Source organism: Streptomyces sp. A0642 (assembly GCF_004795105.1).
GTDB lineage: Bacteria > Actinomycetota > Actinomycetes > Streptomycetales > Streptomycetaceae > Streptomyces.
On record NZ_SSBL01000004.1, the window covers coordinates 244,617 to 265,986 of the forward strand.

20 protein-coding genes and 1 pseudogene are annotated in these 21,370 nt (G+C 71.5%); 17 read left to right on the forward strand and 4 right to left on the reverse strand.

Annotation, left to right across the window (positions count from 1 at the left end):
- Nucleotides 1–39 precede the first annotated feature (39 nt).
- Nucleotides 40–228, reverse strand: coding sequence for a DUF6011 domain-containing protein (locus tag E6R60_RS10485; protein ID WP_240802507.1), 189 nt, complete (start codon nt 226–228; stop codon nt 40–42).
- A 104-nt stretch (nt 229–332) separates the two neighbouring features.
- Between E6R60_RS10485 and E6R60_RS10490 the strand changes: the two genes are divergently transcribed.
- The 3 genes from E6R60_RS10490 to E6R60_RS10500 all read left to right on the forward strand — a co-directional run bounded on the left by E6R60_RS10490 (nt 333) and on the right by E6R60_RS10500 (nt 4,520).
- A complete protein-coding gene (locus E6R60_RS10490; protein ID WP_240802487.1) occupies nt 333–1,022 on the forward strand; it encodes a hypothetical protein in 690 nt (229 codons plus the stop codon).
- A 332-nt stretch (nt 1,023–1,354) separates the two neighbouring features.
- Nucleotides 1,355–3,112 carry a cation:proton antiporter gene (locus tag E6R60_RS10495; RefSeq protein WP_136326201.1) on the forward strand — a complete coding sequence of 586 codons (1,758 nt, stop codon included), beginning with the start codon at nt 1,355–1,357 and terminating at the stop codon, nt 3,110–3,112.
- A gap of 67 nt (nt 3,113–3,179) precedes the next feature.
- Entirely contained in the window at nt 3,180–4,520 is a 1,341-nt protein-coding gene (locus E6R60_RS10500; RefSeq protein WP_136326202.1) for a chloride channel protein, read from the forward strand.
- Between the two features lie 21 nt (nt 4,521–4,541).
- Here the strand turns inward: E6R60_RS10500 and E6R60_RS10505 are convergent, their stop codons facing one another.
- Nucleotides 4,542–4,880, reverse strand: coding sequence for a hypothetical protein (locus tag E6R60_RS10505; RefSeq protein WP_240802508.1), 339 nt, complete (start codon nt 4,878–4,880; stop codon nt 4,542–4,544).
- Between the two features lie 255 nt (nt 4,881–5,135).
- Here E6R60_RS10505 and E6R60_RS10510 point away from each other — a divergent pair, with 255 nt between their 5' ends.
- From E6R60_RS10510 to E6R60_RS10520, 3 genes are read left to right on the forward strand one after another with little or no spacing between them, the layout of a single operon-like run.
- Nucleotides 5,136–5,714, forward strand: a complete 579-nt coding sequence (locus tag E6R60_RS10510; protein ID WP_240802488.1) for an XRE family transcriptional regulator — start codon at nt 5,136–5,138, stop codon at nt 5,712–5,714.
- A 13-nt stretch (nt 5,715–5,727) separates the two neighbouring features.
- A complete protein-coding gene (locus tag E6R60_RS10515; RefSeq protein ID WP_136326204.1) occupies nt 5,728–6,276 on the forward strand; it encodes a GNAT family N-acetyltransferase in 549 nt (182 codons plus the stop codon).
- Between the two features lie 49 nt (nt 6,277–6,325).
- A complete protein-coding gene (locus E6R60_RS10520) occupies nt 6,326–6,814 on the forward strand; it encodes a glutathione peroxidase (RefSeq protein ID WP_136326402.1) in 489 nt (162 codons plus the stop codon).
- A 57-nt stretch (nt 6,815–6,871) separates the two neighbouring features.
- Here E6R60_RS10520 and E6R60_RS10525 read toward each other — a convergent pair whose 3' ends face one another.
- Nucleotides 6,872–8,101, reverse strand: coding sequence for an acyl-CoA dehydrogenase family protein (locus E6R60_RS10525; protein WP_136326205.1), 1,230 nt, complete (start codon nt 8,099–8,101; stop codon nt 6,872–6,874).
- 172 nt (nt 8,102–8,273) lie between these two features.
- On the opposite strand from E6R60_RS10525, the gene E6R60_RS10530 reads away from it, so the two are divergent.
- Entirely contained in the window at nt 8,274–8,924 is a 651-nt protein-coding gene (locus tag E6R60_RS10530) for a TetR family transcriptional regulator (RefSeq protein ID WP_136326206.1), read from the forward strand.
- 10 nt (nt 8,925–8,934) lie between these two features.
- Here the strand turns inward: E6R60_RS10530 and def are convergent, their stop codons facing one another.
- Nucleotides 8,935–9,480 carry a peptide deformylase gene (gene def / locus E6R60_RS10535; protein ID WP_136326207.1) on the reverse strand — a complete coding sequence of 182 codons (546 nt, stop codon included), beginning with the start codon at nt 9,478–9,480 and terminating at the stop codon, nt 8,935–8,937.
- A gap of 349 nt (nt 9,481–9,829) precedes the next feature.
- On the opposite strand from def, the gene E6R60_RS10540 reads away from it, so the two are divergent.
- The 10 genes and pseudogenes from E6R60_RS10540 to E6R60_RS36980 all read left to right on the forward strand — a co-directional run.
- Nucleotides 9,830–11,068: a MurT ligase domain-containing protein gene (locus tag E6R60_RS10540; RefSeq protein WP_136326208.1), complete on the forward strand. Its 1,239-nt coding sequence runs from the start codon at nt 9,830–9,832 to the stop codon at nt 11,066–11,068.
- A 34-nt stretch (nt 11,069–11,102) separates the two neighbouring features.
- Nucleotides 11,103–11,831, forward strand: a complete 729-nt coding sequence (locus E6R60_RS10545) for a glutamine amidotransferase (protein ID WP_136326209.1) — start codon at nt 11,103–11,105, stop codon at nt 11,829–11,831.
- Between the two features lie 143 nt (nt 11,832–11,974).
- Nucleotides 11,975–13,000, forward strand: coding sequence for a 6-phosphofructokinase (locus E6R60_RS10550; protein ID WP_136326210.1), 1,026 nt, complete (start codon nt 11,975–11,977; stop codon nt 12,998–13,000).
- Between the two features lie 119 nt (nt 13,001–13,119).
- Nucleotides 13,120–14,070 (forward strand): cytochrome c oxidase assembly protein, encoded by a 951-nt coding sequence (locus tag E6R60_RS10555; RefSeq protein ID WP_136326211.1) that lies wholly within the window; start codon nt 13,120–13,122, stop codon nt 14,068–14,070.
- 66 nt (nt 14,071–14,136) lie between these two features.
- The gene (locus E6R60_RS10560) at nt 14,137–14,292 is read left to right on the forward strand and encodes a hypothetical protein (RefSeq protein ID WP_136326212.1); all 156 of its coding nucleotides are present in this window, start codon (nt 14,137–14,139) and stop codon (nt 14,290–14,292) included.
- 153 nt (nt 14,293–14,445) lie between these two features.
- Nucleotides 14,446–14,988, forward strand: coding sequence for a hypothetical protein (locus E6R60_RS10565; RefSeq protein WP_136326213.1), 543 nt, complete (start codon nt 14,446–14,448; stop codon nt 14,986–14,988).
- A 3-nt stretch (nt 14,989–14,991) separates the two neighbouring features.
- Nucleotides 14,992–15,390 (forward strand): cupredoxin domain-containing protein, encoded by a 399-nt coding sequence (locus tag E6R60_RS10570; protein ID WP_240802489.1) that lies wholly within the window; start codon nt 14,992–14,994, stop codon nt 15,388–15,390.
- Nucleotides 15,391–16,115: 725 nt separating this feature from the next.
- Nucleotides 16,116–17,651, forward strand: a complete 1,536-nt coding sequence (locus E6R60_RS10575) for an endo-1,4-beta-xylanase (RefSeq protein ID WP_240802490.1) — start codon at nt 16,116–16,118, stop codon at nt 17,649–17,651.
- Between the two features lie 191 nt (nt 17,652–17,842).
- The gene (locus E6R60_RS10580) at nt 17,843–20,596 is read left to right on the forward strand and encodes a glycoside hydrolase family 48 protein (RefSeq protein WP_136326404.1); all 2,754 of its coding nucleotides are present in this window, start codon (nt 17,843–17,845) and stop codon (nt 20,594–20,596) included.
- A gap of 62 nt (nt 20,597–20,658) precedes the next feature.
- Nucleotides 20,659–21,351, forward strand: a pseudogene (locus E6R60_RS36980) (hypothetical protein); the annotation flags it as partial.
- Between the last annotated feature and the right edge of the window lie 19 nt (nt 21,352–21,370).

The window sequence follows — 21,370 nt, forward strand, 5'->3', positions numbered from 1 at the left end:
CGTTCCGGCCCCGCCGGGTGAGCCGCGGGTCCAGGAGGGTCAGGTGCCCGGCAGGGTGTCCTGCTCGACCTCGTGCCGGCGGGTCCGGATGTCGGGCGGGGCCGGGTGCAGTCTGGCGTCGCAGGTGGGGCCGAGGCCGGTGCGGCGCGAGGACGTGCCGGTGAGCGGGCGTCCGCACATGCGGCAGCGCACCGGGCGGCGCTCGGCGGCCGCGGTGGTGCCCGGCAGCGGCTCGGCGTCGGGGGCGGGTCGCGGTGGTTCCACGCGCCGATCTTCGCAGGTATCCGGTCTACGCTTCCACTTCCGACCACGCCCGACGGAGGAGCACGTACGTGACCAGCGCGCTGAAAGTGATGGCCCTTCCCAAGCCCGGGAAAGCCCGGCCGGAGGTGCGGCCCGGCGTGGCCGAAGGCTTCGACCACGTCGTCGTCGACGAGTCGCAGGGCCCCTTCCACGTGGTGGCGTATCTGGAACGCGAGCTGCCGGCGGGCGGCATACCCGCCTACCTCGCGGCCCGCAAGGACGGCGCCCGCTCCTTCGTGCTGTGGGCCGAACCCGAGCGCCGCTCCCGGGTGGCCACGCTCGTCACCGCCTCGGCGGGCGGCGGTGTGGCCGAGTACCAGGTGTGGGGCGGTCAGGGCGAGCTCATAGGCACCGTCGTCCGGGAGAAGGCCTTGTCCGGCAAGGGCCTCCGCACACGCTGGACCGTGAGCCAGAGCGGGTGCCCCGTGGCGGTCGGGTTCAAGGGCCGGATCTTCTGGTGGTACGTGTGGTGGCTGCTGTTCCCCCTGTGGGCGGCCATCGGCGTGGGCAGCCTCTTCAACGGCAGCGGGGACGTGCCGCGCGGGCCGCGGCGCATCGTCTGGCGGGCGGACGGCCAGACCCCGCTGGAATACCGGTCCGAGGACCACGTGCTGGTGCACGCCCCGTGGGCCGACTGGCGGCTGGCGGCCGCGCTCACGGCCGTGGTCCGCTCCTTCGACAGCTGGCTCGGCACCCCCTGGGACGAGAAGAAGAAGTGATCCCGGCCGGCCCGCGCCCCTCGCACGCCTAAGGGCTGTCCCGATCATGCCGGGCCCGCGGGGTCCGTGCGCGCGTCTGCCGCCTTGTCGTCGGTCGCCATGACTCCCTCCTCCGCCTAGCAGCCGCGCGCACCGGGCCGGGCTCCCAGATCCGGCCTGACCCGAACGAAAGGCTCTAGCCCATTGGAGGGATAGCCCCGCCTCGTACCGGTCCTCGGCGCGCGCCTGACCGGCCTGCCGGGCGGCTTCCCCGGAAGGTGGTCGCGCGCGGTGTTCCGCGGGCCGCGACCGCCGCCCCGGCACCGCGGGACGTCGTCCGAGGAGGCACGGTCATGACGACCGATCAGGCGCTGGCGGGTCTGGGGCTGATCGTGGTGCTCGCGGTCGCCTCGCAGCTGCTGGCGAGCCGGCTGCGGATCCCGGCGCTGCTCGTGCTGCTGCCCGTGGGCTTCGCCGCCGGGGCGCTCACCGACACGGTCGACCCCCCACGGCTGCTGGGCGCCGCCTTCTCTCCGCTGGTCTCCCTGGCGGTGGCGGTGATCCTGTACGACGCCGGGCTGGGCCTGGACCTCAAGCGGCTCACGGGACACACGCGGCGCGTCGTGGTCCGGCTGCTCTGGCTCGGCACGCTGTTCACCCTGGTGTCCGCCGCGCTGTTCGCCGTGCCGGTCCTGGACATGTCGATGCCGGCGGCGGTGATGCTCGCCGCGATCCTGGTCGTCTCCGGTCCGACCGTCGTCGGGCCGCTGCTCAACTTCGTCCGGCCGGCCGAGCGGCTGCAACGCGTCCTGATCTGGGAGGGTTCCCTGATCGATCCGGTGGGCGGCATCCTCGGGGCCCTCGTCTTCCACGGCGTGCTGACCGGCGGCCGGCACGGTTTCGGCACCCGGATCGGGGAGTTCCTGGTCAGTGCGGCCGTGGGGGTGGCCGGTGGCGCGGTCGGGGCGGCGGTGCTGTGGCTGGTGCTCAGCCGGATGCGGCTGAGCGAGGAGCTGGCCACGTCCGTGCAGATCGCCGCCGTCATCGGTGTGGCCGCGGCCTGCGACGCGCTGCGTGACGACACGGGGCTGATCTCGGCGGTCCTCATGGGAATGGTCATGGCCAATCTGCCCGGCCTGGACATTCCGGCCAGACGGCCGTTCTTCGACACGCTGGTCTCTCTGACGATCGGCCTGCTGTTCATCTCCATCTCGGCCACGGTCACCCCGGCGTCGCTGCGGCACGTGGTGCTGCCGTCGCTGGCGCTGGTCGCGCTGCTCGTCCTGGTGACCCGTCCCCTGGTGGCCCACCTGGCGACGCTGCGTACGGATGTGCCGCCCGGGGAAAGGTGGTTCATCGGCTGGATGGCACCGCGCGGCATCGTGGCGGCGGCCACGGCGTCCACGTTCTCGGCCGAGCTGGTCGAGAAGGGCATCGCGGGCGCGGAGCGCATCCTGCCCGCCACCTTCGTCGTCATCGTCGCCACGGTCACGCTGTACGGCCTGACGGCGTTCCCGGTCGCCCGGCGGCTCGGCGTACTGCGTCCGGCACGCTCCAGGCCCTTGCTCGTCGGTGGTGCGCCGTGGGCGGTCGACGTGGCGTGCGCCCTGAGTTCGGCGGGGCTGGACGTCCTGATGTGGGCCGGGGCCGAGCGTGAGCGGGCACGGATCGCGGCGGCCGGGCTGAAGCTGGCGCCCGGGGAACTGCTCGCCTCGGCCACGGGCGCGGGGGCGGAACTCGAAGGAATCACCGGGGTGCTGCTCCTCACGGACGAGGACGACTTCAACGCCCTCGCCTCGACGACGCTCCGCGAGAGCGTCGAGGGCCCGGTGCACCGTCTCGCGGCGCCGTCCGCGAACCATGGGGTGGTGGCCCCGTACACGGGTGGGGAGTCGCTGTTCGGCGGCGGGCTCACCGGCCCCGAGCTGTCCCGCCGGTACGAGGCGGGTGCCCGTGCGGTGGCGCGGCCGGCCGGCGACGCTCTCCCGGCCGGTCACCAGCTGCTGTTCGTGGTGGGGCCGGAGGGACGGCTCGCGCCGGTCACGGACGCGGAGACGCCTGCCGCGGAGCCGGGCGGCACCGTCATTCTGCTGGGCCCGCCCACCGGCTGATCCCGGGCCGCGGGGAGGGCCGCAGGACCGGCATCCACAAGGAATCCCGAGCGAGGAGAGAACGACCATGTCCGCCGAGTCCGCCGGAGCGCCCGCCGCCCCGCCACCCGATCCCGTCGCCCTGATCCGTACCCGCGGCTACGCGGTCCTCCTGGTGATCGTGGCGGTCCTGGGCGTCCCGATCTCTGCGGGGGCCTTCGGCTACCTCGCTCTCGTCTCCGAGCTCCAGTCGCTGACGTACGACGATCTGCCCGAGGCCCTGGGCTTCGCCGGGACACCCTCGTGGTGGCCGGTGCCGCTGCTCGGCGTGGCGGGGCTGCTGACCGGACTCGCGATCCGGTATCTCCCCGGGGACGGCGGGCACAAGCCGGCCGAGGGGCTGGTCACCACCGGTCCCCCCGCGGCCGCGCACCTGCCCGGCATCGCACTCGCGGCCCTCGCCTCCCTCGGCCTCGGTGCGGTGCTCGGCCCCGAGGCGCCGCTCATCGCACTGGGCGGGGGCGTGGCCGTGTACGCGGTGCGGCTGATCAAGCCGGACATCGATCCGGGGGCGAGCGCCGTGGTGGGAGCCGCGGGCAGCTTCGCCGCCGTGAGCGCGCTGCTGGGGTCGCCGCTGCTGGGCGCGTTCCTGCTGATGGAGGCCTCCGGCCTGGCCGGGCTGATGCTCGGGGTGGCTCTGGTGCCCGGGCTGCTGGCGGCCGGGGTCGGAGCGCTGATCTTCACGGGGCTGGGTTCGTGGACCGGTCTGGGCACATACTCGCTGGCACTGCACGAGGTGCCGCCGGCCACCGGGCCCACCGTCGCCGAATTCGGCTGGGCCGTCGCTCTCGGTCTGGGCGCCGCGTGCGCGGGGGCGGCGATTCAACGACTGGCGCTGTTCCTCCAGCCGCGGGTCGAGCGGCGGAGAGTGCCGGCCACCGTCCTGATGGGCCTCGCCGTCGGTGCGCTCGCGTACGCGTACGCCGGGATCACCGGGCACTCCGCCTCGCAGGTGCTGTACTCGGGCGAGCACGCCCTGGATCCCCTGCTGGCCGACGGCGCGCGGTACTCGGCGGCCGCCCTGGTGGTGCTCGTCGTCTGCAAGTCGCTGGCCTACTGCGCGTCCCTGAGCGCCTTCCGGGGCGGCCCCGTCTTTCCGGCCATGTTCGCCGGTGCGGCGGGCGGCCTCGCCCTGGCGCATCTGCCCGGGCTGAACCCGACGTCGGGATTCGCCATGGGGATCGGGGCGATGTGCGTGTCCATGCTGAAGCTTCCGATGACCTCGGTGCTGCTGGCCACGCTGCTGCTGGGGAGCGAGGGGCTCACCGTCATGCCGCTCGTGATCGTCTCGGTGGTGGTCTCCTACGTCGTGACGCTCAGGATCACGCCCCCGCCGGCCGCGTTCGCTACGCAGCCGCCGGGGGCGTGAGCGTTCCGCACGGCCCTGCGGTCAGACCTCTTGCCTGCTGCGGGGTCCGGCGCACAGTGCCCAGATGATGAAGATGTCGATGGCGATGAGCACGATGGACCACAGCGGATAGTGCGGCAGCCACAGGAAGTTGGCGAGCGCGCCGAGTCCCGCGAGCACGACGCCTACCGCGCGCGCCCAGAAGGCCCCGGTGAACAGGGCGCAGCCGGCGAGCACGATGACGATGCCGAGAATGAGGTGGATCCAGCCCCAGCCGGTCAGGTTGAACTGGAAGACGTAGTTGCGGGTGGCGACGAAGACGTCGTCCTTCGCGATGGCGGAGATCCCCTGGAGGATCGCCATGGCCCCGCCGAAGATCATCAGCACGGCGGCCAAGGCCGTCCAGCCCGTCTGGAACGGGTGGCTCTTCGAGCCTGTGGTGCGCGCCGCTCTGGGTTCGTTGCTCGTTCCGGCCATGCCGGCCTCCTCGGTAGCGGAGTTGCCCAGCGAGACCGGAGCGCCCGGCCGGGCATTCCCCCGTTCAAGCGTTGCATGACGGCCCACGACTGGCAGCCCGGGAGAGGTTCGGCCTGATCAGGCACCCACCTTTCTCCGAGGAGAGATATAATCCCTGATGTGAGAAACGCTGACAGGGGCGAGGGGACCATCGACGCCGGGCTCGCGGCGCGGCTCGGTGAGCTGCGCGTCGAACGCGGTTGGTCGCTGGACGAGCTGGCCCGGCGCAGCGGGCTGAGCCGCTCGACGCTCTCCCGGCTCGAACGCAGTGAGCTGAGCCCGACCGCCGCCCAGCTCGGCCGGCTGTGCACCGTTTACGAGCGCACCATGTCCCGCTTGCTGCTGGAGGTGGAGGCCCAGCCGCCTCAGCTGGTGCCCGCCGGGCGTCAGACGGTCTGGCGGGACGAGACGTCGGGCTTCGTCCGCAGATCCGTCTCGCCGCCGCACGCGGGTCTGCGCGCGGAGATCGTCGAGGGCGTCCTCGACGCGGGCGCCGTGATCGCGTACGAGAATCCGCCCGTTTCCGGTCTGGAGCAGCACATCTGGGTCCTGGAGGGGACGGTGGAGATCACCGTCGACGCCACCGTGCACACGGTCGGCCCGGGCGACTGCCTGCGGTTCCGGCTGCGCGGCCCCTCGCGCTTCCACTGTCCGGGCCCGGAGCGGGTCCGTTACGCACTGATGATCGTCGCACCGTGAAAGGGCCTGTGCCATGACCGAGATCGTCCCGGTGTCCGGACCCGAACTGGTCACGTACGCCGATGAGCTGGCCGCCCTCCTGGTGGAGACGGTCGAGGGCGGCGCCTCCGTCGGGTTCCTGGCGCCGCTGCGCCGGGAGGCCGCCGCCCGCTGGTGGCGGGAGCGCGCCGCTTCCGTGGACGCGGGGCACCACCAGGTGTGGATCGCCCGGGACGGTGAGCGGATCGCGGGCACCATCGGCCTGTCGCGCGCGCCGCTCCCCAATGCCCGCCATCGCGCGGAGGTCGGCAAGCTGATGGTCCGTCCGTCGGTACGCGGCCGGGGGCTCGGGAGGCGTTTGCTCGAGGCGGTCGAGCGCTCGGCGGCCGCGGACGGCGTCACGCTGCTGATCCTGGACACCGAGAGCGGCAGCCCCGCCGAGCGGCTGTACCGCGCGTCCGGCTGGACGGAGTCGGGATCCATTCCGGACTACGCCGCCGACCCGGCCGGGGTGCTCAAGCCGACCACCTTCTACTTCAAGACGGTCGGCGGGCTGCCGGGCGGAGCGGCTTCGGACCGGTGAACCGCCGGGAGCGACAATGGCCGTGGAAGACACCGACGAGGAGACACCCATGACGCTGCACGACATCCCGCTCCACACCCTCACGGGCGAGCCGACCACGCTGGGCGCCTACCGCGGCCAGGCGGTCCTGCTGGTGAACGTCGCCTCCCAGTGCGGACTGACCCCGCAGTACGCCGGTCTCGAACGGCTCCAGAAGGAGTACGGCGACCGCGGCTTCACGGTGCTCGGCGTGCCGTGCAACCAGTTCGGCGGCCAGGAGCCCGGGAGCTCGGAGGAGATTCAGACGTTCTGCTCGACGACGTACGGGGTGAGCTTCCCGCTGCTGGCGAAGACCGACGTCAACGGCGCGGGCCGGCATCCGCTCTACGCCGAGCTGACGCGGCTCGAGGACGCGGACGGGGAGGCCGGGGACATCCAGTGGAACTTCGAGAAGTTCCTCATCTCCCCCGCGGGCGAGCCCGTCGCCCGGATCCGCCCCCGCACCGAGCCGGAGGCCCCGGAGGTCGTCGCCGCCATCGAGGCGCAGCTCCCCGCCTGAGCACCGGATCGCCCCGTTCCCGTCCACTCGGACGGGCACGGGGCGACCGGCGTGGCGTCAGCGGATGGGCATGCCGGACAGCGTGCGGGCGATCACCAGGCGCTGGATCTCGCTCGTCCCCTCGAAGATCGTGTAGATCGCGGCGTCCCGGTGCATCCGCTCCACCGGGTACTCACGGGTGAAGCCGTTGCCGCCGAGGATCTGGATCGCCTGAGCGGTGACCTTCTTGGCGGTCTCGCTCGCGTACAGCTTGGACATCGAGCCCTCGGCCGAATCGAAGGGCTTGCCGGCGGTCGCCATCCACGAGGCGCGCCAGACCAGCAGGCGTGCCGCGTCGATCTGCGTGCGCATGTCGGCGAGCTGGAAGGCGATTCCCTGGTTGTCGATGATCGGGCGGCCGAACTGGGTCCGCGTCTTCGCGTAGTCCAGCGCGACCTCGTACGCGGCACGCGCGGTGCCCACCGCCATCGCGCCGACGGCCGGGCGGGACGCCTCGAAGGTGGCCATCGCGGCGTTCTTCACGCGCTCGCCGCCCCCCGAGGCGGCACGCTCACGGGCCCGGGCGAGTCGCTGGTCCAGCTTCTCCTTGCCGCCGAGCAGGCAGTGGCCCGGGACGCGCACGTCCTCCAGGACGACCTCGGCGGTGTGCGAGGCGCGAATCCCGTGCTTCTTGAACTTCTGGCCCTGCGAGAGGCCCGCGGTGTCCGGCGGCACGATGAAGGAGGCGTGCCCCTTGGAGCCGAGTTCGGCGTCGACCACGGCGACCACGACGTGGACGTTGGCGATGCCGCCGTTGGTCGCCCAGGTCTTGGTGCCGTTGAGCACCCACTCGTCCTTGGCCTGGTCGTACACGGCGCGGGTGCGCATCGAGCCGACGTCGGATCCGGCGTCGGGCTCGGAGGAGCAGAAGGCGGCGACCTTCACATCGTTCGCGTCGCCGTACATCTGCGGGATCCAGGTGCCGATCTGCTCCTCGGTGCCGTTGGCGAGGACGCCCACGGCCGCCAGGCCGGTCCCCACGATCGACAGGGCGATGCCCGCGTCGCCCCAGAACAGTTCCTCCATCGCCATGGGGATGCCGAGGCCCGTCGGGTCGAAGAACTGCTGCGCGTAGAAGTCGAGGGAGTAGATTCCGACCTTGGCGGCCTCCTGGATGACGGGCCAGGGCGTCTCCTCACGCTCGTCCCACTCCGAAGCGGCCGGACGGATCACGTCTGCGGCGAAGCCGTGAAGCCAGTCACGGACCTGCTTCTGGTCGTCGTTGAGCTCGAGCGTGAACTCGGCCATGTTCGCCTCCACGTACTGCCGTCAGAACTGATCGTTACTTGCGGTAACAACAGTCTGTTACCGGCAAGTAGCCTGTGTCAACCGCACGGACGGCGATCCTCGCACCGCTGGGCAGGGTGTTACGTTGCGCAGGCAGGACGGACACGCAGGGGTCAGGGGTGGGAGAAACGACATGGAGACCACACGACAGGCCGAGCGACAGCGCACCGCGGCCGAACGCCGCCGCCGCGAGCTGCTCGAGGCCGCCGACCGCGTGGTGCTCAGGGACGGCCCCGGAGCCTCGATGAACGCCATCGCCGCGGAGGCGGGCATCACCAAGCCCATCCTCTACCGGCACTTCGGCGACAAGGGCGGTCTGTACCGCGCCCTCGCCAAGCGGCACACCGACGCCCTGCTGAGCGCCCTGCGGGCCGCCCTGGACGCCCCCGCCGACCGCCGCGCCCGGGTCGAGGCGACGCTCGACACCTATCTCGCGGCGATCGAGGCGCGTCCGCAGGTCTACCGCTTCCTGATGCACCCCTCCGACGACGCGGCGGCCTCGTCCGAACAGGGCTTCGACGTCGGGCGGCACTCGGCCCCGCTGCTGCGCCGCCTCGGCGAGGAGCTCGCCACGGTCATCGCGGAGCGGGTGGACCTCGGCCCGGACAGCCAGGGGACGGCCCGGATCTGGGGCCACGGCATCGTCGGCATGATGCACGCCGCGGGCGACTGGTGGCTGGGTGAACGCCCCTGCTCACGCGAGCAGTTGGTACGGAGTCTGGCCGATCTGCTCTGGGGCAGGCTGGCCGCGGCGGGCGACCGCCCCGGCGGTCCCGGCTTCTGACGGCCGCCAGTCAGCCGGCGCGCCCCCAGGGCGCCCGGCGGGCCGCACGCAGCGCACGCGCCTTGCGCAGCCCGGTCAGCCGGTCCGTGTAGACGGCGCCGTCGAGATGGTCGCACTCGTGCTGGAGGCACCGGGCGAAGAAGCCCGTCCCGCTGATCCGCACCGGCTCTCCCCCGAGCGTCAGGCCCTCGACCACGGCATGGTCGAACCGCGGAGTGCCGGCCTCGATCCCCGGCAGCGACAGACAGCCCTCGGGGCCGCGCACGGTGACGCCGTCCGCCGCCACGAGCCTGGGGTTGACCACATGTCCCAGATGACGGACGTCCTCGTCGTCGGGGCAGTCGTAGACGAACACGCGCAGCGGGACGCCCACCTGGTTGGCGGCGAGCCCGACGCCCTCTGCCTCGTACATCGTGGCGAACATGTCCTCGACCAGCCGGGCGAGCGACGGCCCGAAATCCGTGACCGGCTCGCAGGCGGCGTGGAGCACCGGGTCGCCGAGCAGGCTCATGGTCCGGACGAGGCCGGAGCTGCCGGGGATGGGGCGGTTTCGCATGACGGACATCGTACGTTCCACCACGACGCCCGTCACAGGGTGCGACCGACCACCCCGCCGACTCCCCCGGTCCGGGCGCGGAAACGGCCGTGAGCAGGCGCTGAGCGCGAGAAGCGGGCGTCACGCTCCGTCAGGATTCCCGGCGACATTCGGCCCGGCAGAAATCCGGGACCGCACCTGGAGCCGCCGAACCGCCTCTGACCTGTATGTTTGCCAGATCAGTGCGACAGTGTTATTTGCCCGTCGCGCGTTCCACGGCAACTCCACGGCCCCGGCGGTGCCGCCGTGCCTCCGCCGCGCCGGACATCGATAGGCTGGGCGCGGACCGATGCAAGGAGGATCTAGGACGATGGCAGGCAACACGGAGCCGTTGTCGCCGCGGGCCAAGCTGGCCGTGACGGCGGGCAAGGCCGCTGCGGCGGTGTCGCGAGCGGCCGGGCGGGGCAGCGGATCGGTGATCGGCGGCCGGGTGGCGCTCAAGCTCGACCCCGACCTGCTCGGGCGGCTGGCGCAGCACCTGGACGTGATCCTCGTGTCGGCGACGAACGGCAAGACGACCACGACACGGCTGATCGCCGAGGCGCTGCGCGCCGCGGGCCCGGTCGTGTCGAACGCGCTCGGCGCCAACATGCCCGCGGGCATCACCTCTGCCCTGGCCGGCGGCTCGGACGCGCAGTACGGCGTGATCGAGGTCGACGAGAAGTACCTCGCCGGCGTCGCGCGCGACACGACGCCGAAGGTGATCGCGCTGCTCAACCTCTCGCGCGACCAGCTGGACCGGGCGGCCGAGACCCGGATGCTGGCCGAGAAGTGGCGGGAGGGGCTGTCCGGCTCGAAGGCCGTGATCGTCGCCAACGCCGACGACCCGCTGATCGTGTGGGCGGCCTCCTCCTCCCCCAACGTGGTCTGGGTCGCGGCCGGACAGGCGTGGAAGGACGACGCCTGGTCCTGCCCGTCCTGCGGCGGCGTGATGCAGCGCCCGGGCGACGACTGGTTCTGCGGCGAGTGCGGCTTCCGCCGTCCGCCGCCCAGCTGGGTCCTCAACGGCGACTACGTGCTCGACCCGCACGGATCGGCGTGGCCGATCCACCTCCAGCTGCCCGGCCGCGCCAACAAGGCCAACGCCACCAGCTCGGCCGCCGTGGCCGCCGTCTTCGGGGTGCCGCCGCAGGTCGCCCTGGAGCGCATGTACCAGGTGCAGGCCGTGGCGGGCCGCTACGACGTGGTCACCTTCCTCGGCCGCGAGCTCCGGCTGCTGCTGGCGAAGAACCCGGCGGGCTGGCTGGAGACGTTCTCCCTGATCGATCCGCCGCCCACCCCGGTGATCCTCTCCGTGAACGCCCGCGGCGCGGACGGCACGGACACGTCGTGGCTGTGGGACGTGGACTACACCCAGCTCATGGGCCACCCGATCTTCGTGCTCGGCGACCGGAAGCTGGACCTCGCGGTCCGCCTCGAAGTGGCCGGTCTCGACTTCCGGGTCTGCGAGAACCTCGACGAGGCCGTCCAGCAGGCACCGCCCGGACGCATCGAGGTCATCGCCAACTACACCGCCTTCCAGGATCTGCGCCGTCGTGTCGGCAACTGACCCCGGCCCCGGGCCCCTCAGGAGAGGACGAAGCATGAGCAACAACAGCCTGCGGCTGGTGTGGGTCTACCCGGACCTGCTGAGCACCTACGGCGACCAGGGCAACGCCCTCGTGGTGGAGCGCCGCGCCCGTCAGCGCGGTCTCGACGTGTCGCGCGTCGACGTGCGCAGCGACCAGCCGGTCCCCACGTCCGGCGACATCTATCTGATCGGCGGCGGTGAGGACCGGCCGCAGCGGCTCGCGGCGGAACGGCTGCGCCGTGACGGCGGCCTCAGCCGGGCCGCGTCGAACGGCGCGATCATCTTCTCGGTCTGCGCCGGGTACCAGATCCTCGGCCACGAGTTCATCAACGACCTCGGTGAGCGCGAGCAGGGTCTCGGCCTGCTCGACGTGATCTCCACCCGCGGTGAGGGCGCCCGGTGCGTCGGCGACGTACTCGGGGACATCGACCCAAGGCTCGGACTGCCGCCGCTGACCGGTTTCGAGAACCACCAGGGCATCACCCATCTCGGGCCCACGGCACGCCCGTTCGCCCAGGTGCGGTTCGGCCGGGGCAACGGCACGGGCGACGGCACCGAAGGCGCGTACAACGACACCGTCTTCGGTACGTACATGCACGGCCCCGTGATGGCGCGCAACCCGTTCATCGCGGATCTGCTGCTGAAGCTGGCCCTCGATGTGAACGCCCTGCCGCCCACCGACGACCGCTGGTACGAGGCGCTCCGCGCCGAGCGGATCGCCGCGGCGACACAGCCCGCCTGATGAGGCGTAATTCGCTCAGCTGAGCGGAGTCCAGCAGGCGGACGCCCGGTTCGGTCCCGCCACCCTGCGCCGGTAGGGTGGCGGGGATCCAACCGGACGACGTGGTCCGGTCGTCGGCCCACGTTGCAAAGGTTTCCCGGGCAATGCGAATTGGTGTGCTCACCTCAGGCGGCGACTGCCCCGGCCTCAATGCCGTCATCCGTTCCGTCGTCCACCGCGCCGTCGTCGACCACGGCGACGAGGTCATCGGCTTCCACGACGGGTGGCGGGGCCTCCTCGAGTGCGACTACCGCAAGCTCGACCTCGACGCGGTCGGCGGCATCCTCGCCCGCGGCGGCACGATCCTCGGCTCCTCCCGGGTCCAGCCCGCCCACCTGCGCGGCGGCGTGGAGACGGCCAGGGGCCATGTCGCGGACCTCGGTCTCGACGCGATCATCCCGATCGGCGGCGAGGGGACGCTGAAGGCGGCCAACCTGCTGTCCGAGGCGGGGCTGCCGATCGTCGGCGTACCGAAGACGATCGACAACGACATCGCGTCCACGGACGTGACCTTCGGGTTCGACACCGCGGTGGGCGTGGCCACCGAAGCGCTCGACCGGCTGAAGACCACCGCCGAGTCGCACCAGCGCGTCATGATCGTCGAGGTCATGGGCCGCCACACCGGCTGGATCGCCCTGCACTCCGGCATGGCGGCCGGCGCACACGCCATCGTCGTCCCCGAGCGCCCCTTCGACATCGACGAGCTGACCGAGCTGGTCGGCCGGCGCTTCTCGGCCGGCAAGAAGTTCGCGATCGTCGTGGTCGCCGAGGGCGCCAAGCCGCGTGAGGGCTCCATGGAGTTCGACACCGGCGTCAAGGACATCTACGGCCACGAGCGCTTCGCCGGCGTCGCGACCCAGCTCTCCATCGAGCTGGAGCAGCGCCTGGGCAAGGAGGCGCGCCCGGTGATCCTCGGCCACGTCCAGCGCGGCGGAACGCCGACCGCGTACGACCGCGTCCTCGCGACCCGCTTCGGCTGGCACGCGGTGGAGGCGGCGCACCGCGGCGAGTTCGGCATGATGACGGCCCTGCGCGGCACGGACATCACGATGGTGCCCCTCGCCGACGCCGTGGAGACCCTGAAGACGGTCCCGGCCGAGCGGTACGCCGAGGCCGAGTGCGTGCTCTGAGACACCCGACGACCTGATACCGCCCCCGGCCGCAGCTGCGGCCGGGGGCGGTTCTACTCTGGTCGGGACAACCGGCACGAAACGGGAACGTCCCCGGCGTTCCCATCGGGAGTGAACAGATGGATCACAGCGGGCACGGCATGAACATGGATCTCCCGCCGTTCACGCTGGGACGCGGGCTCCAGTTCTCCGCGGACCCGTTCTTCCTGATCGGCTGCGTCCTCGCAGTGGTCCTGTACGGGTACGCGGTGCTGCGCCTGCGCAGGCGCGGGGACGGCTGGCCGGTCAGCCGGGTCGCCTTCTTCGTCGTCGGGGTGCTGACCATCGCGCTGGTGATGTGCACCCGGCTGAACGACTACGGCATGGTCATGTTCAGCGTGCACATGGTGCAGCACATGGTGATCAGCATGCTGTCGCCGATCCTGCTGCTGCTCGGCGCTCCCGTGACGCTCGCCCTGCGTGCTCTGCCGGTCGCGGCGCGGGGCGCCAAGGGGCCGCGTGAGCTGCTCCTGATGCTGCTGCACAGCCGCTACATGAAGATCGTCACGCATCCCGCGTTCACCATCCCGCTCTTCATCGCCAGCCTCTACGCCCTCTACTTCACCCCTCTCTTCGACTTCCTGATGGGTTCGACGGCCGGGCATCTGGCGATGATGGTGCACTTCCTGGCGGTCGGCCTGTTCTTCTTCTGGCCGATCATGGGCATCGATCCCGGCCCGCACCGCCCGGGTTACGTCATGCGGATGCTGGAGCTGTTCGCCGGGATGCCGTTCCACGCCTTCTTCGGCATCGCGCTGATGATGGCGAGCGAGCCGATGGTGAAGGTCTACGAGAACCCCCCGGCCTCGCTCGGCATCGACGCCCTGTCCGACCAGAACGCCGCGGGCGGCATCGCGTGGGCGTTCAGCGAGATCCCCTCGGTGCTGGTCCTGGTGGCCCTGGTGTTCCAGTGGTACCGCTCGGAACAGCGGACGGCGAAGCGCTCGGACCGGGCCGCGGACCGGGACGGCGACCAGGAGCTCCAGGCGTACAACGCCTATCTCGCCTCATTGCAGGCACGCGGACAGTAGCGGTGGAGGGGCCTTCGGGGGGACGATGGCCTCCACGGCCGCGCGGCCGATGAGGGAGGTTCGCGCATGTCCGCTACGAAGACCATGGGCGTGCTCACCGTAGGCGCCCTGGTGACCGTCACCGCGTACACGGTGGCGCTGGGGAGCAACGGCTGGCTCTGGTTCGGCTGGGTGGTGCTGGGGCTGATCACGGTGGGAATGGTCGCCACCCGCGAAACCTGAGCCGCCGGGCGGCGGGGCCCGGCCCCTTGCCGTACACCCGGACGGTGCCTCTCGACGGCCCGCCCCGGGTGCCTGCGGGGTGGTCGGCCGCCGTGCCTCTACTGTTCGGGCCACGGTGCCGCCGATCCGGTGGCCGGGCCCGAGGAGTTCGTGATGGGGAACCGCGCAGGAGCGGCCGCGGTGGCGACGGTGGGGCTGCTGGCCGCCGTGCTCGGCGGGTGTTCGGACGACGGCGGGGACAGCGGGGCGGCTTCGCCCACGCCGTCCGCGACCGGTACGCGGGCCGCCGGGACCGTGGCGGCGGCGTCGGGCCCGCTGGGCACCATCCTGGTCGACGGCCAGGGGCGGACGCTGTATCTCTGGGAGGCGGACACCGGCTCCCGGTCCACGTGCGACGGCGACTGCGCGACGGCCTGGCCGCCCGTGACGGTCACCGGGAAGCCAGTGGCCGGCAAGGGCGTGCAGGCCTCCCTCCTCGGCACCACGAAGCGTGCCGACGGCCGCACGGAGATCACCTACAACGGCCACCCGCTGTACCGCTACGCGGGCGATACGCGCGCGGGCGACACCAACGGGCAGGGATCGAACGGCTTCGGCGCCGCCTGGTACGTGCTCGACACCGCCGGGAACAAGGTCACCAAGAGCCCGCCCCCGCCGTCCCCCACTTCCTCCTCCCCCGGCGACGGGGGGTACTGAGCCGTGCGCGCACCGCTCCTGCTTCCCGCCCGCGCTCGCATCGCCGTGGTGGTCTCGGTGGCGTGTGCCGCCGCCCTGGCCGGGTGCTCCGGCGGCGGGGGCGGCTCCGCGCCCTCGGCCACCCGGTCGACGGCCTCGCCGTCGGCGGCCGGCGCCCTGATCACGATCAAGGACTTCGCGTTCCACCCGGCGACGCTGACCGTCGCCCCGGGTACGAAGGTCACCGTCATCAACAAGGACGGGACAACCCACACAGTGACGGCCACCGGCACCAAGGCCTTCGACACCGGCGAGGTGAAGTCGGGGCAAACGGTCACCTTCCGCGCTCCGGCCCGGCCGGGATCGTATCCGTACATCTGCACCATCCACCCGACGATGCACGGCTCGCTCACGGTGCGCTGAGACGGGGTTCCGCGTCGTCCCGCACGTCCGGCAACCCGGCCGGGAGGCCGGCCCCGTACACCATCGCGTACGCCGGAAACGGCATCGGCGGATCCGTCCCTCGCCCCCGGCGCGTGCCCGTTCGATCACTCTCCGTCGAAGTCGGTCACGCGCCGGTACCGCCCGCACGAGCCCCGCGCCGAGGCTGCCGCGGCCACCACCCCGCGCTCGCGTGTCCAGGGGGTTCACCCCGGACACGCACCGGCCGCCCACCCCCGGCAGCGGCCCTCCGATCGCCGTGGTACGGGGGCGCGGGCCTCGCCGTCCGTCACGCAACGTGCGTCCCCACGGCGGCGCACACACCTCCCTCCGCAGCAGTGCGCACGCAATCGCGAACGCGCCCCGCCCGCCCCGTCAGCACCTTCACCCCCACGACGCACGGAACGTTCAGACACCGGCGGGAGCGCTCCCGCCCGACGGTCACCGCCGGCACCTCACGGGACGCCCGCCCCACCGCTCCCGCCGTCCGTTCGACGTGTGGCCGAGTTAACGCGCTCGTAAGGCAGTTGTGATTTAAGTCTTGACAGGTGCCCATCACCACGCCACCTTGGGAGCGCTCCCACAATCAAGACTTGCACACTCCACTCCCCTCCCTTCTCCCCCAACACCGGGCGGCGAAAAGGGTGTTGAGGGGCGCAGCCGCGCTCCCCCCGACACCCGCCGCCAGGCCGAGGAAGGCGTTAGTCATGGCTTTGGTGAAGCGCTGTAGACCCACCCGTGCGGGAGGGCTCCCGGCCCTCCTGGTCGGCGCCCTGGCCGTCGCGACCACCTTGACGGGCGGACCGGCCCACGCCGCCGGGCAAGGCACCCTGCACGAACTGGCCGCCGCCCAGGGCCGGTACTTCGGCTCCGCCACCGACAACCCGGAGCTGCCGGACGCCGCTTACGCGGCCACCCTGGGCTCCGAGTTCGGGCAGATCACTCCCGGCAACTCCATGAAGTGGGACACCACCGAGCCGGTACGGGGACAGTTCGACTTCACCAAGGGCGATGTGGTCACCGACTTCGCCCGGCAGCACGGCCAGACGGTGCGCGGCCACACCCTGGTCTGGCACAACCAACTGCCCGGCTGGGTCGGCGCGCTGCCGTCGGCGCAGGTGGAGGCCGCCATGACGCACCACATCACCGAGGAGGCGACGCACTACCGGGGCGTGGTCTCCGCCTGGGACGTGGTGAACGAGCCGTTCAACGAGGACGGGACCTTCCGCACGAGTCCCTTCTACACCGCCATGGGCAGCGACTACATCGCCACCGCCCTGCGTGCCGCCCACGCCGCGGACCCGGACGCCAAGCTGTACATCAACGACTACAACGTCGAAGGGCGCGGAGCGAAGAGCGACGCCCTGTACGCCCTGGTGAGCGACCTGATCGACAAGGGCGTGCCGCTCGACGGCGTCGGCATGCAGGCGCACCTGGCCGTCCAGTACGGCTTCCCGTACCAGATGCAGGCGAACATGCAGCGCTTCGCCGACCTCGGGCTCGATGTGGCCGTTACCGAACTCGACGTGCGGATGCCGCTGCCCGCCGACGCCGCCAAGACGGCCACCCAGACCGCGTACTACCGGCAGGTGACCGAAGCCTGCCTGGCGGTCGCCCGCTGCGTCGGCATCACCGTCTGGGACTACACGGACACGTACTCCTGGGTCCCGGGCACGTTCCCGGGCGAGGGTGCGGCCAACCTGTACGACGAGAACCTGCGGCCGAAGGCCGCGTACTCCGCCGTGCGCACCGCGCTGGGCGGCGACGACGGGAGCGGTGAGGGCGGAGACCCCGGGGCGCTCAAGGCGCAGTACCGCAGCAGCGACGCCTCGGTGGGCGACAACCAGATCAAGCCCGGTCTCCAACTCGTGAACACCGGCGGGACCGCGGTCAGCCTCTCGGACGTGACGGTGCGTTACTGGTTCAGTTCCGAGAACGGGGCGTCCACGTACAGCACTTGGTGCGACTGGACTCCGATCGGCTGTTCGAACGTGACCCACCGTGTCGCCGCCGCGAGCACCCCGAAGGCCGGTGCGGACCACTACCTCGAAGTGGGCTTCGCCGGCGGGACGCTGGCGCCGGGCGCCACCACCGGGGAGATCCAGCTGCGTCTCAACAAGACGGACTGGTCGAACTTCAACGAGTCGGACGACTACAGCCACGGGGCCGGCACCTCGTACGCGGACGCTTCCAGGATCGCCGTCTACGCCGGCGGCGAGCTGGTCTGGGGCATCGAGCCCTGACCGCCGGCCACCCCGGCCCGCACCGCTCCTCCGCTCCCCCGCCCCACCCCAGCCCCGCTTCCTTCCCCGCCGCATGTCCCCGCTCCACCCCCGTCCCCCTCTTTTCGTCCCCTCCTTCCCCACTGACACCCGCCAATGGAGGATTTGTGTCGATATCACGTAGAACATTCAGCAGCGCCCTGGGCGGCAGCCTGCTGGCCATGGGCCTGACGCAGGGCACCGCCGTCGCCGCGCCCGCGTCGGCGGCGGCCGGCACCGGCGCCCGTGCGGCCGCGGCCGACGACCCGTACACCCAGGCGTTCCTCACCCAGTACGGAAAGATCAAGGCGTCCGCCAACGGCTACTTCAGCCCGGAGGGACTGCCGTACCACTCGGTCGAGACCCTGATGGTCGAAGCCCCCGACCACGGCCACCAGACCACGTCGGAGGCCGTCAGCTTCTGGATGTGGCTGGAGGCGGCGTACGGACGGGTGACCGGTGACTGGGCGCCCTTCAACGCGGCCTGGGCGGTCGCCGAGAAGACGATCATCCCGCAGCACGCCGACCAGCCGACCGCGGGCTCCTACAACCCGTCGTCCCCCGCGACCTACGCCCCGGAACACCCGCTGCCCAGCGGGTACCCCTCCGCACTGGACACCTCGGTCAAGGTCGGCACGGACCCGCTCGCCACCGAACTCGCCTCGTCCTACGGGACGATGGACGTCTACGGCATGCACTGGCTGATGGACCTGGACAACGTCTACGGCTACGGCAACAAGCCGGGCACCGGCGGCGAGTCCGGTCCGGGCGCCGGGGCCTCCTTCATCAACACCTACCAGCGCGGCGCGCAGGAGTCGGTGTGGGAGACAGTCCCCCAGCCCACCACCGACCTCTTCAAGTACGGCGGCCCCAACGGGTATCTGGACCTGTTCGTCGGCGACGCGAGCTACGCCAAGCAGTGGAAGTACACCAACGCCCCGGACGCCGACGCCCGCGCGGTGCAGGCCGCCTACTGGGCCTACCGCTGGGCCTCCGCACAGGGCAAGGCGAGCGACGTGTCGGCCTCGGTCGCGAAGGCCGCCAAGATGGGCGACTACCTCCGCTACGCCATGTTCGACAAGTACTTCAAGCGGGTCGGCGACTGCACGGATCCCGCCTCCTGCCCGGCCGCCACGGGCCGCGACTCCCAGCACTACCTGCTGTCCTGGTACTACGCCTGGGGCGGCGCGGCCGCCGGCAGCGGCGGGGGCTGGGCCTGGCGCATCGGTGACGGCGCCTCCCACCAGGGCTATCAGAACCCGCTGGCGGCCTGGGCCCTTTCCAACGTGCCGTCACTGACCCCCAAGTCGGCGACGGCCAGGTCCGACTGGTCCAAGAGCCTGACCCGGCAGCTGGAGTTCCTGACCTGGCTGCAGTCGAGCGAGGGCGCTTTCGCGGGTGGCTGCACCAACAGCTGGGAGGGCAGCTACAGCAAGCCGCCCGCCGGCACGCCCACCTTCTACGGCATGGCCTACGACTGGCAGCCGGTCTACCACGACCCGCCGAGCAACAACTGGTTCGGTTTCCAGGCCTGGGGCATGGAACGCCTGGCCGCGTACTACCACGAGACGGGCAACGCGACCGCGAAGAGGATCCTGTCCAAGTGGGTGGCCTGGGCCTCGTCCGAGACGACGGTGGGCGCCGACGGCAGCTTCCGCTTCCCGTCCACGCTCAACTGGACGGGACAGCCCGACACCTGGAACGCGGCCTCCCCCGGGGCCAACGCGGGTCTGCACGTCAAGGTCGTGGACTACGCCAACGACGTCGGCGTGGGCGCCGCCTACGTCAAGACGCTCACGTACTACGCCGCCAAGTCGGGGGACGCGGACGCCGCGGCACTGGCCAAGGCGCTGCTGGACGCGATGGCGCTGAACGCCACGGCCAAGGGCATCTCGGTGCCGGAGACCAGGAAGGACTACAACCGCTTCAACGACGAGGTGTACATCCCGGCCGGGTGGTCGGGCACGATGCCGAACGGCGACACCATCGAGCCGGGTTCGACGTTCCTCGACATCCGCAGCTGGTACAAGGACGACCCCGACTGGCCGAAGGTGCAGGCCTACCTGGACGGCGGCGCGGCGCCCACCTTCACGTACCACCGCTTCTGGGCGCAGGCCGCGCTCGCCCTGGCCTTCGCTATCTACGCGGAGCTGCTGGTGGAGGGCGGCGGCACCGGTGGCGACACCGAGGCGCCGACGGTTCCGGCCGGCCTCACCGTGACCGCTACGACAAGCAGCAGCGTCTCGCTCTCCTGGTCGGCCTCCACCGACAACGTCGCCGTGACCGGCTACGACGTCTACCGCAACGGGGTGCTGGCGGGGAACGCCACCACGCGGACGTTCACCGACCCGGGCCTGGCCGCGGCGACCGCGTACAGCTACGCGGTGGCGGCACGGGACGCGGGCGGCAACACCTCGGCGCTGTCGGCCGCGGTCACCGCCACCACCAAGACGGGCGGCTCCACCGGCACCGGCGCGGTGAAGGTCCAGTACAAGAACAACGACTCGTCCACCAGCGACAACCAGATCAGGCTGGGGCTGCAGGTGGTGAACACGGGCAGCGCCCCGATCGACCTGTCGACGGTGAAGCTGCGGTACTGGTTCACCGCCGACGGCGGCCCGAACACCTTCGGCACGTACTGCGACTACGCCGCGCTCGGCTCGTCCAACATCACCCACTCGGTGGTCGCCGTCTCCAGCCCGAAGACGGGCGCCGACCGCTACCTGGAGGTCGGCTTCACCGGTGGTGCGGGCACCCTGGCGGCGGGCGCGTCGACGGGTGAGCTCCAGCTGCGGCTCAACAAGAGCGACTGGTCCAACTTCAACGAGACCAACGACTACAGCCGCGCCGCCAACACCTCGTACGCCGAGTCCTCCAAGGTCGGGGCGTATGTCGCCGGGGCCCTCGCCTGGGGGGTCGAGCCGTGACAGGCCCGAGACTCCCGGCCCTGGCCGGCGCCGCGGCGGCGCTCGTGCTGGCCGCTGCCTCGATGCTCACCGGCGCGCCTGCCGCGTCTGCCGCGCCGGTCACCGACTGCACCCAGTGGGGGACCACCGAACTGCGGGGCGGGGAGTACCTCTACCAGCAGAACGAGTGGAACTCCGAGACCGAGCAGTGCGTCAGCGTCGACCCCGACACGGGCGCGTGGAGCGTCACCAAGTCCTCCTTCAACCTGCCGACGAACGGCGCCCCGGCGACGTACCCCTCCAGTTACAAGGGCTGTCACTGGGGGGCGTGCACGACGGACAGCGGGCTGCCGCTGCGCGTCGACCAACTGGGCAGTGTACGGACGGACTGGTCGACCACCCAGGTCGGATCCGGCGCGTACAACGTCTCGATGGACATCTGGTTCAACTCGGCGCCGGTCACCGACGACCAGCCGGACGGCACCGAGGTGATGGTCTGGATGAACCACCGCGGCGGAGTCCAGCCGATCGGGTCCCGCACGGCGACGGTCCAGCTCGACGGCCGTAACTGGGACGTCTGGACGGGTCCCGGCGCCTCGGGCTGGAAGGTGATCTCGTACGTGCTCCAGGGCGGGGCCACCGAGCTCGCCGACTTCGATGTGAAGGACCTGATCGACGACGGCGTGGGCCGGGGGTCGATCAACCCGGCGCACTACCTCATCGACGCCGAGGCCGGGTTCGAGATCTGGCAGGGCGGTCAGGGACTCGGGATGAACCGGTTCTCCTTCGAGGCGA

Coding starts and splice junctions, on each gene's coding strand:
- E6R60_RS10495 (WP_136326201.1), top strand. CDS start 1,355: ATGACGACCGATCAGGCGCTGGCGGGTCTGGGGCTGATCGTGGTGCTC.
- E6R60_RS10500 (WP_136326202.1), top strand. CDS start 3,180: ATGTCCGCCGAGTCCGCCGGAGCGCCCGCCGCCCCGCCACCCGATCCC.
- E6R60_RS10505 (WP_240802508.1), bottom strand. CDS start 4,880: ATGATCTTCGGCGGGGCCATGGCGATCCTCCAGGGGATCTCCGCCATC.
- E6R60_RS10515 (WP_136326204.1), top strand. CDS start 5,728: ATGACCGAGATCGTCCCGGTGTCCGGACCCGAACTGGTCACGTACGCC.
- E6R60_RS10520 (WP_136326402.1), top strand. CDS start 6,326: ATGACGCTGCACGACATCCCGCTCCACACCCTCACGGGCGAGCCGACC.
- E6R60_RS10525 (WP_136326205.1), bottom strand. CDS start 8,101: ATGGCCGAGTTCACGCTCGAGCTCAACGACGACCAGAAGCAGGTCCGT.
- E6R60_RS10530 (WP_136326206.1), top strand. CDS start 8,274: ATGGAGACCACACGACAGGCCGAGCGACAGCGCACCGCGGCCGAACGC.
- def (WP_136326207.1), bottom strand. CDS start 9,480: ATGCGAAACCGCCCCATCCCCGGCAGCTCCGGCCTCGTCCGGACCATG.
- E6R60_RS10540 (WP_136326208.1), top strand. CDS start 9,830: ATGGCAGGCAACACGGAGCCGTTGTCGCCGCGGGCCAAGCTGGCCGTG.
- E6R60_RS10545 (WP_136326209.1), top strand. CDS start 11,103: ATGAGCAACAACAGCCTGCGGCTGGTGTGGGTCTACCCGGACCTGCTG.
- E6R60_RS10550 (WP_136326210.1), top strand. CDS start 11,975: ATGCGAATTGGTGTGCTCACCTCAGGCGGCGACTGCCCCGGCCTCAAT.
- E6R60_RS10555 (WP_136326211.1), top strand. CDS start 13,120: ATGGATCACAGCGGGCACGGCATGAACATGGATCTCCCGCCGTTCACG.
- E6R60_RS10560 (WP_136326212.1), top strand. CDS start 14,137: ATGTCCGCTACGAAGACCATGGGCGTGCTCACCGTAGGCGCCCTGGTG.
- E6R60_RS10565 (WP_136326213.1), top strand. CDS start 14,446: ATGGGGAACCGCGCAGGAGCGGCCGCGGTGGCGACGGTGGGGCTGCTG.
- E6R60_RS10575 (WP_240802490.1), top strand. CDS start 16,116: ATGGCTTTGGTGAAGCGCTGTAGACCCACCCGTGCGGGAGGGCTCCCG.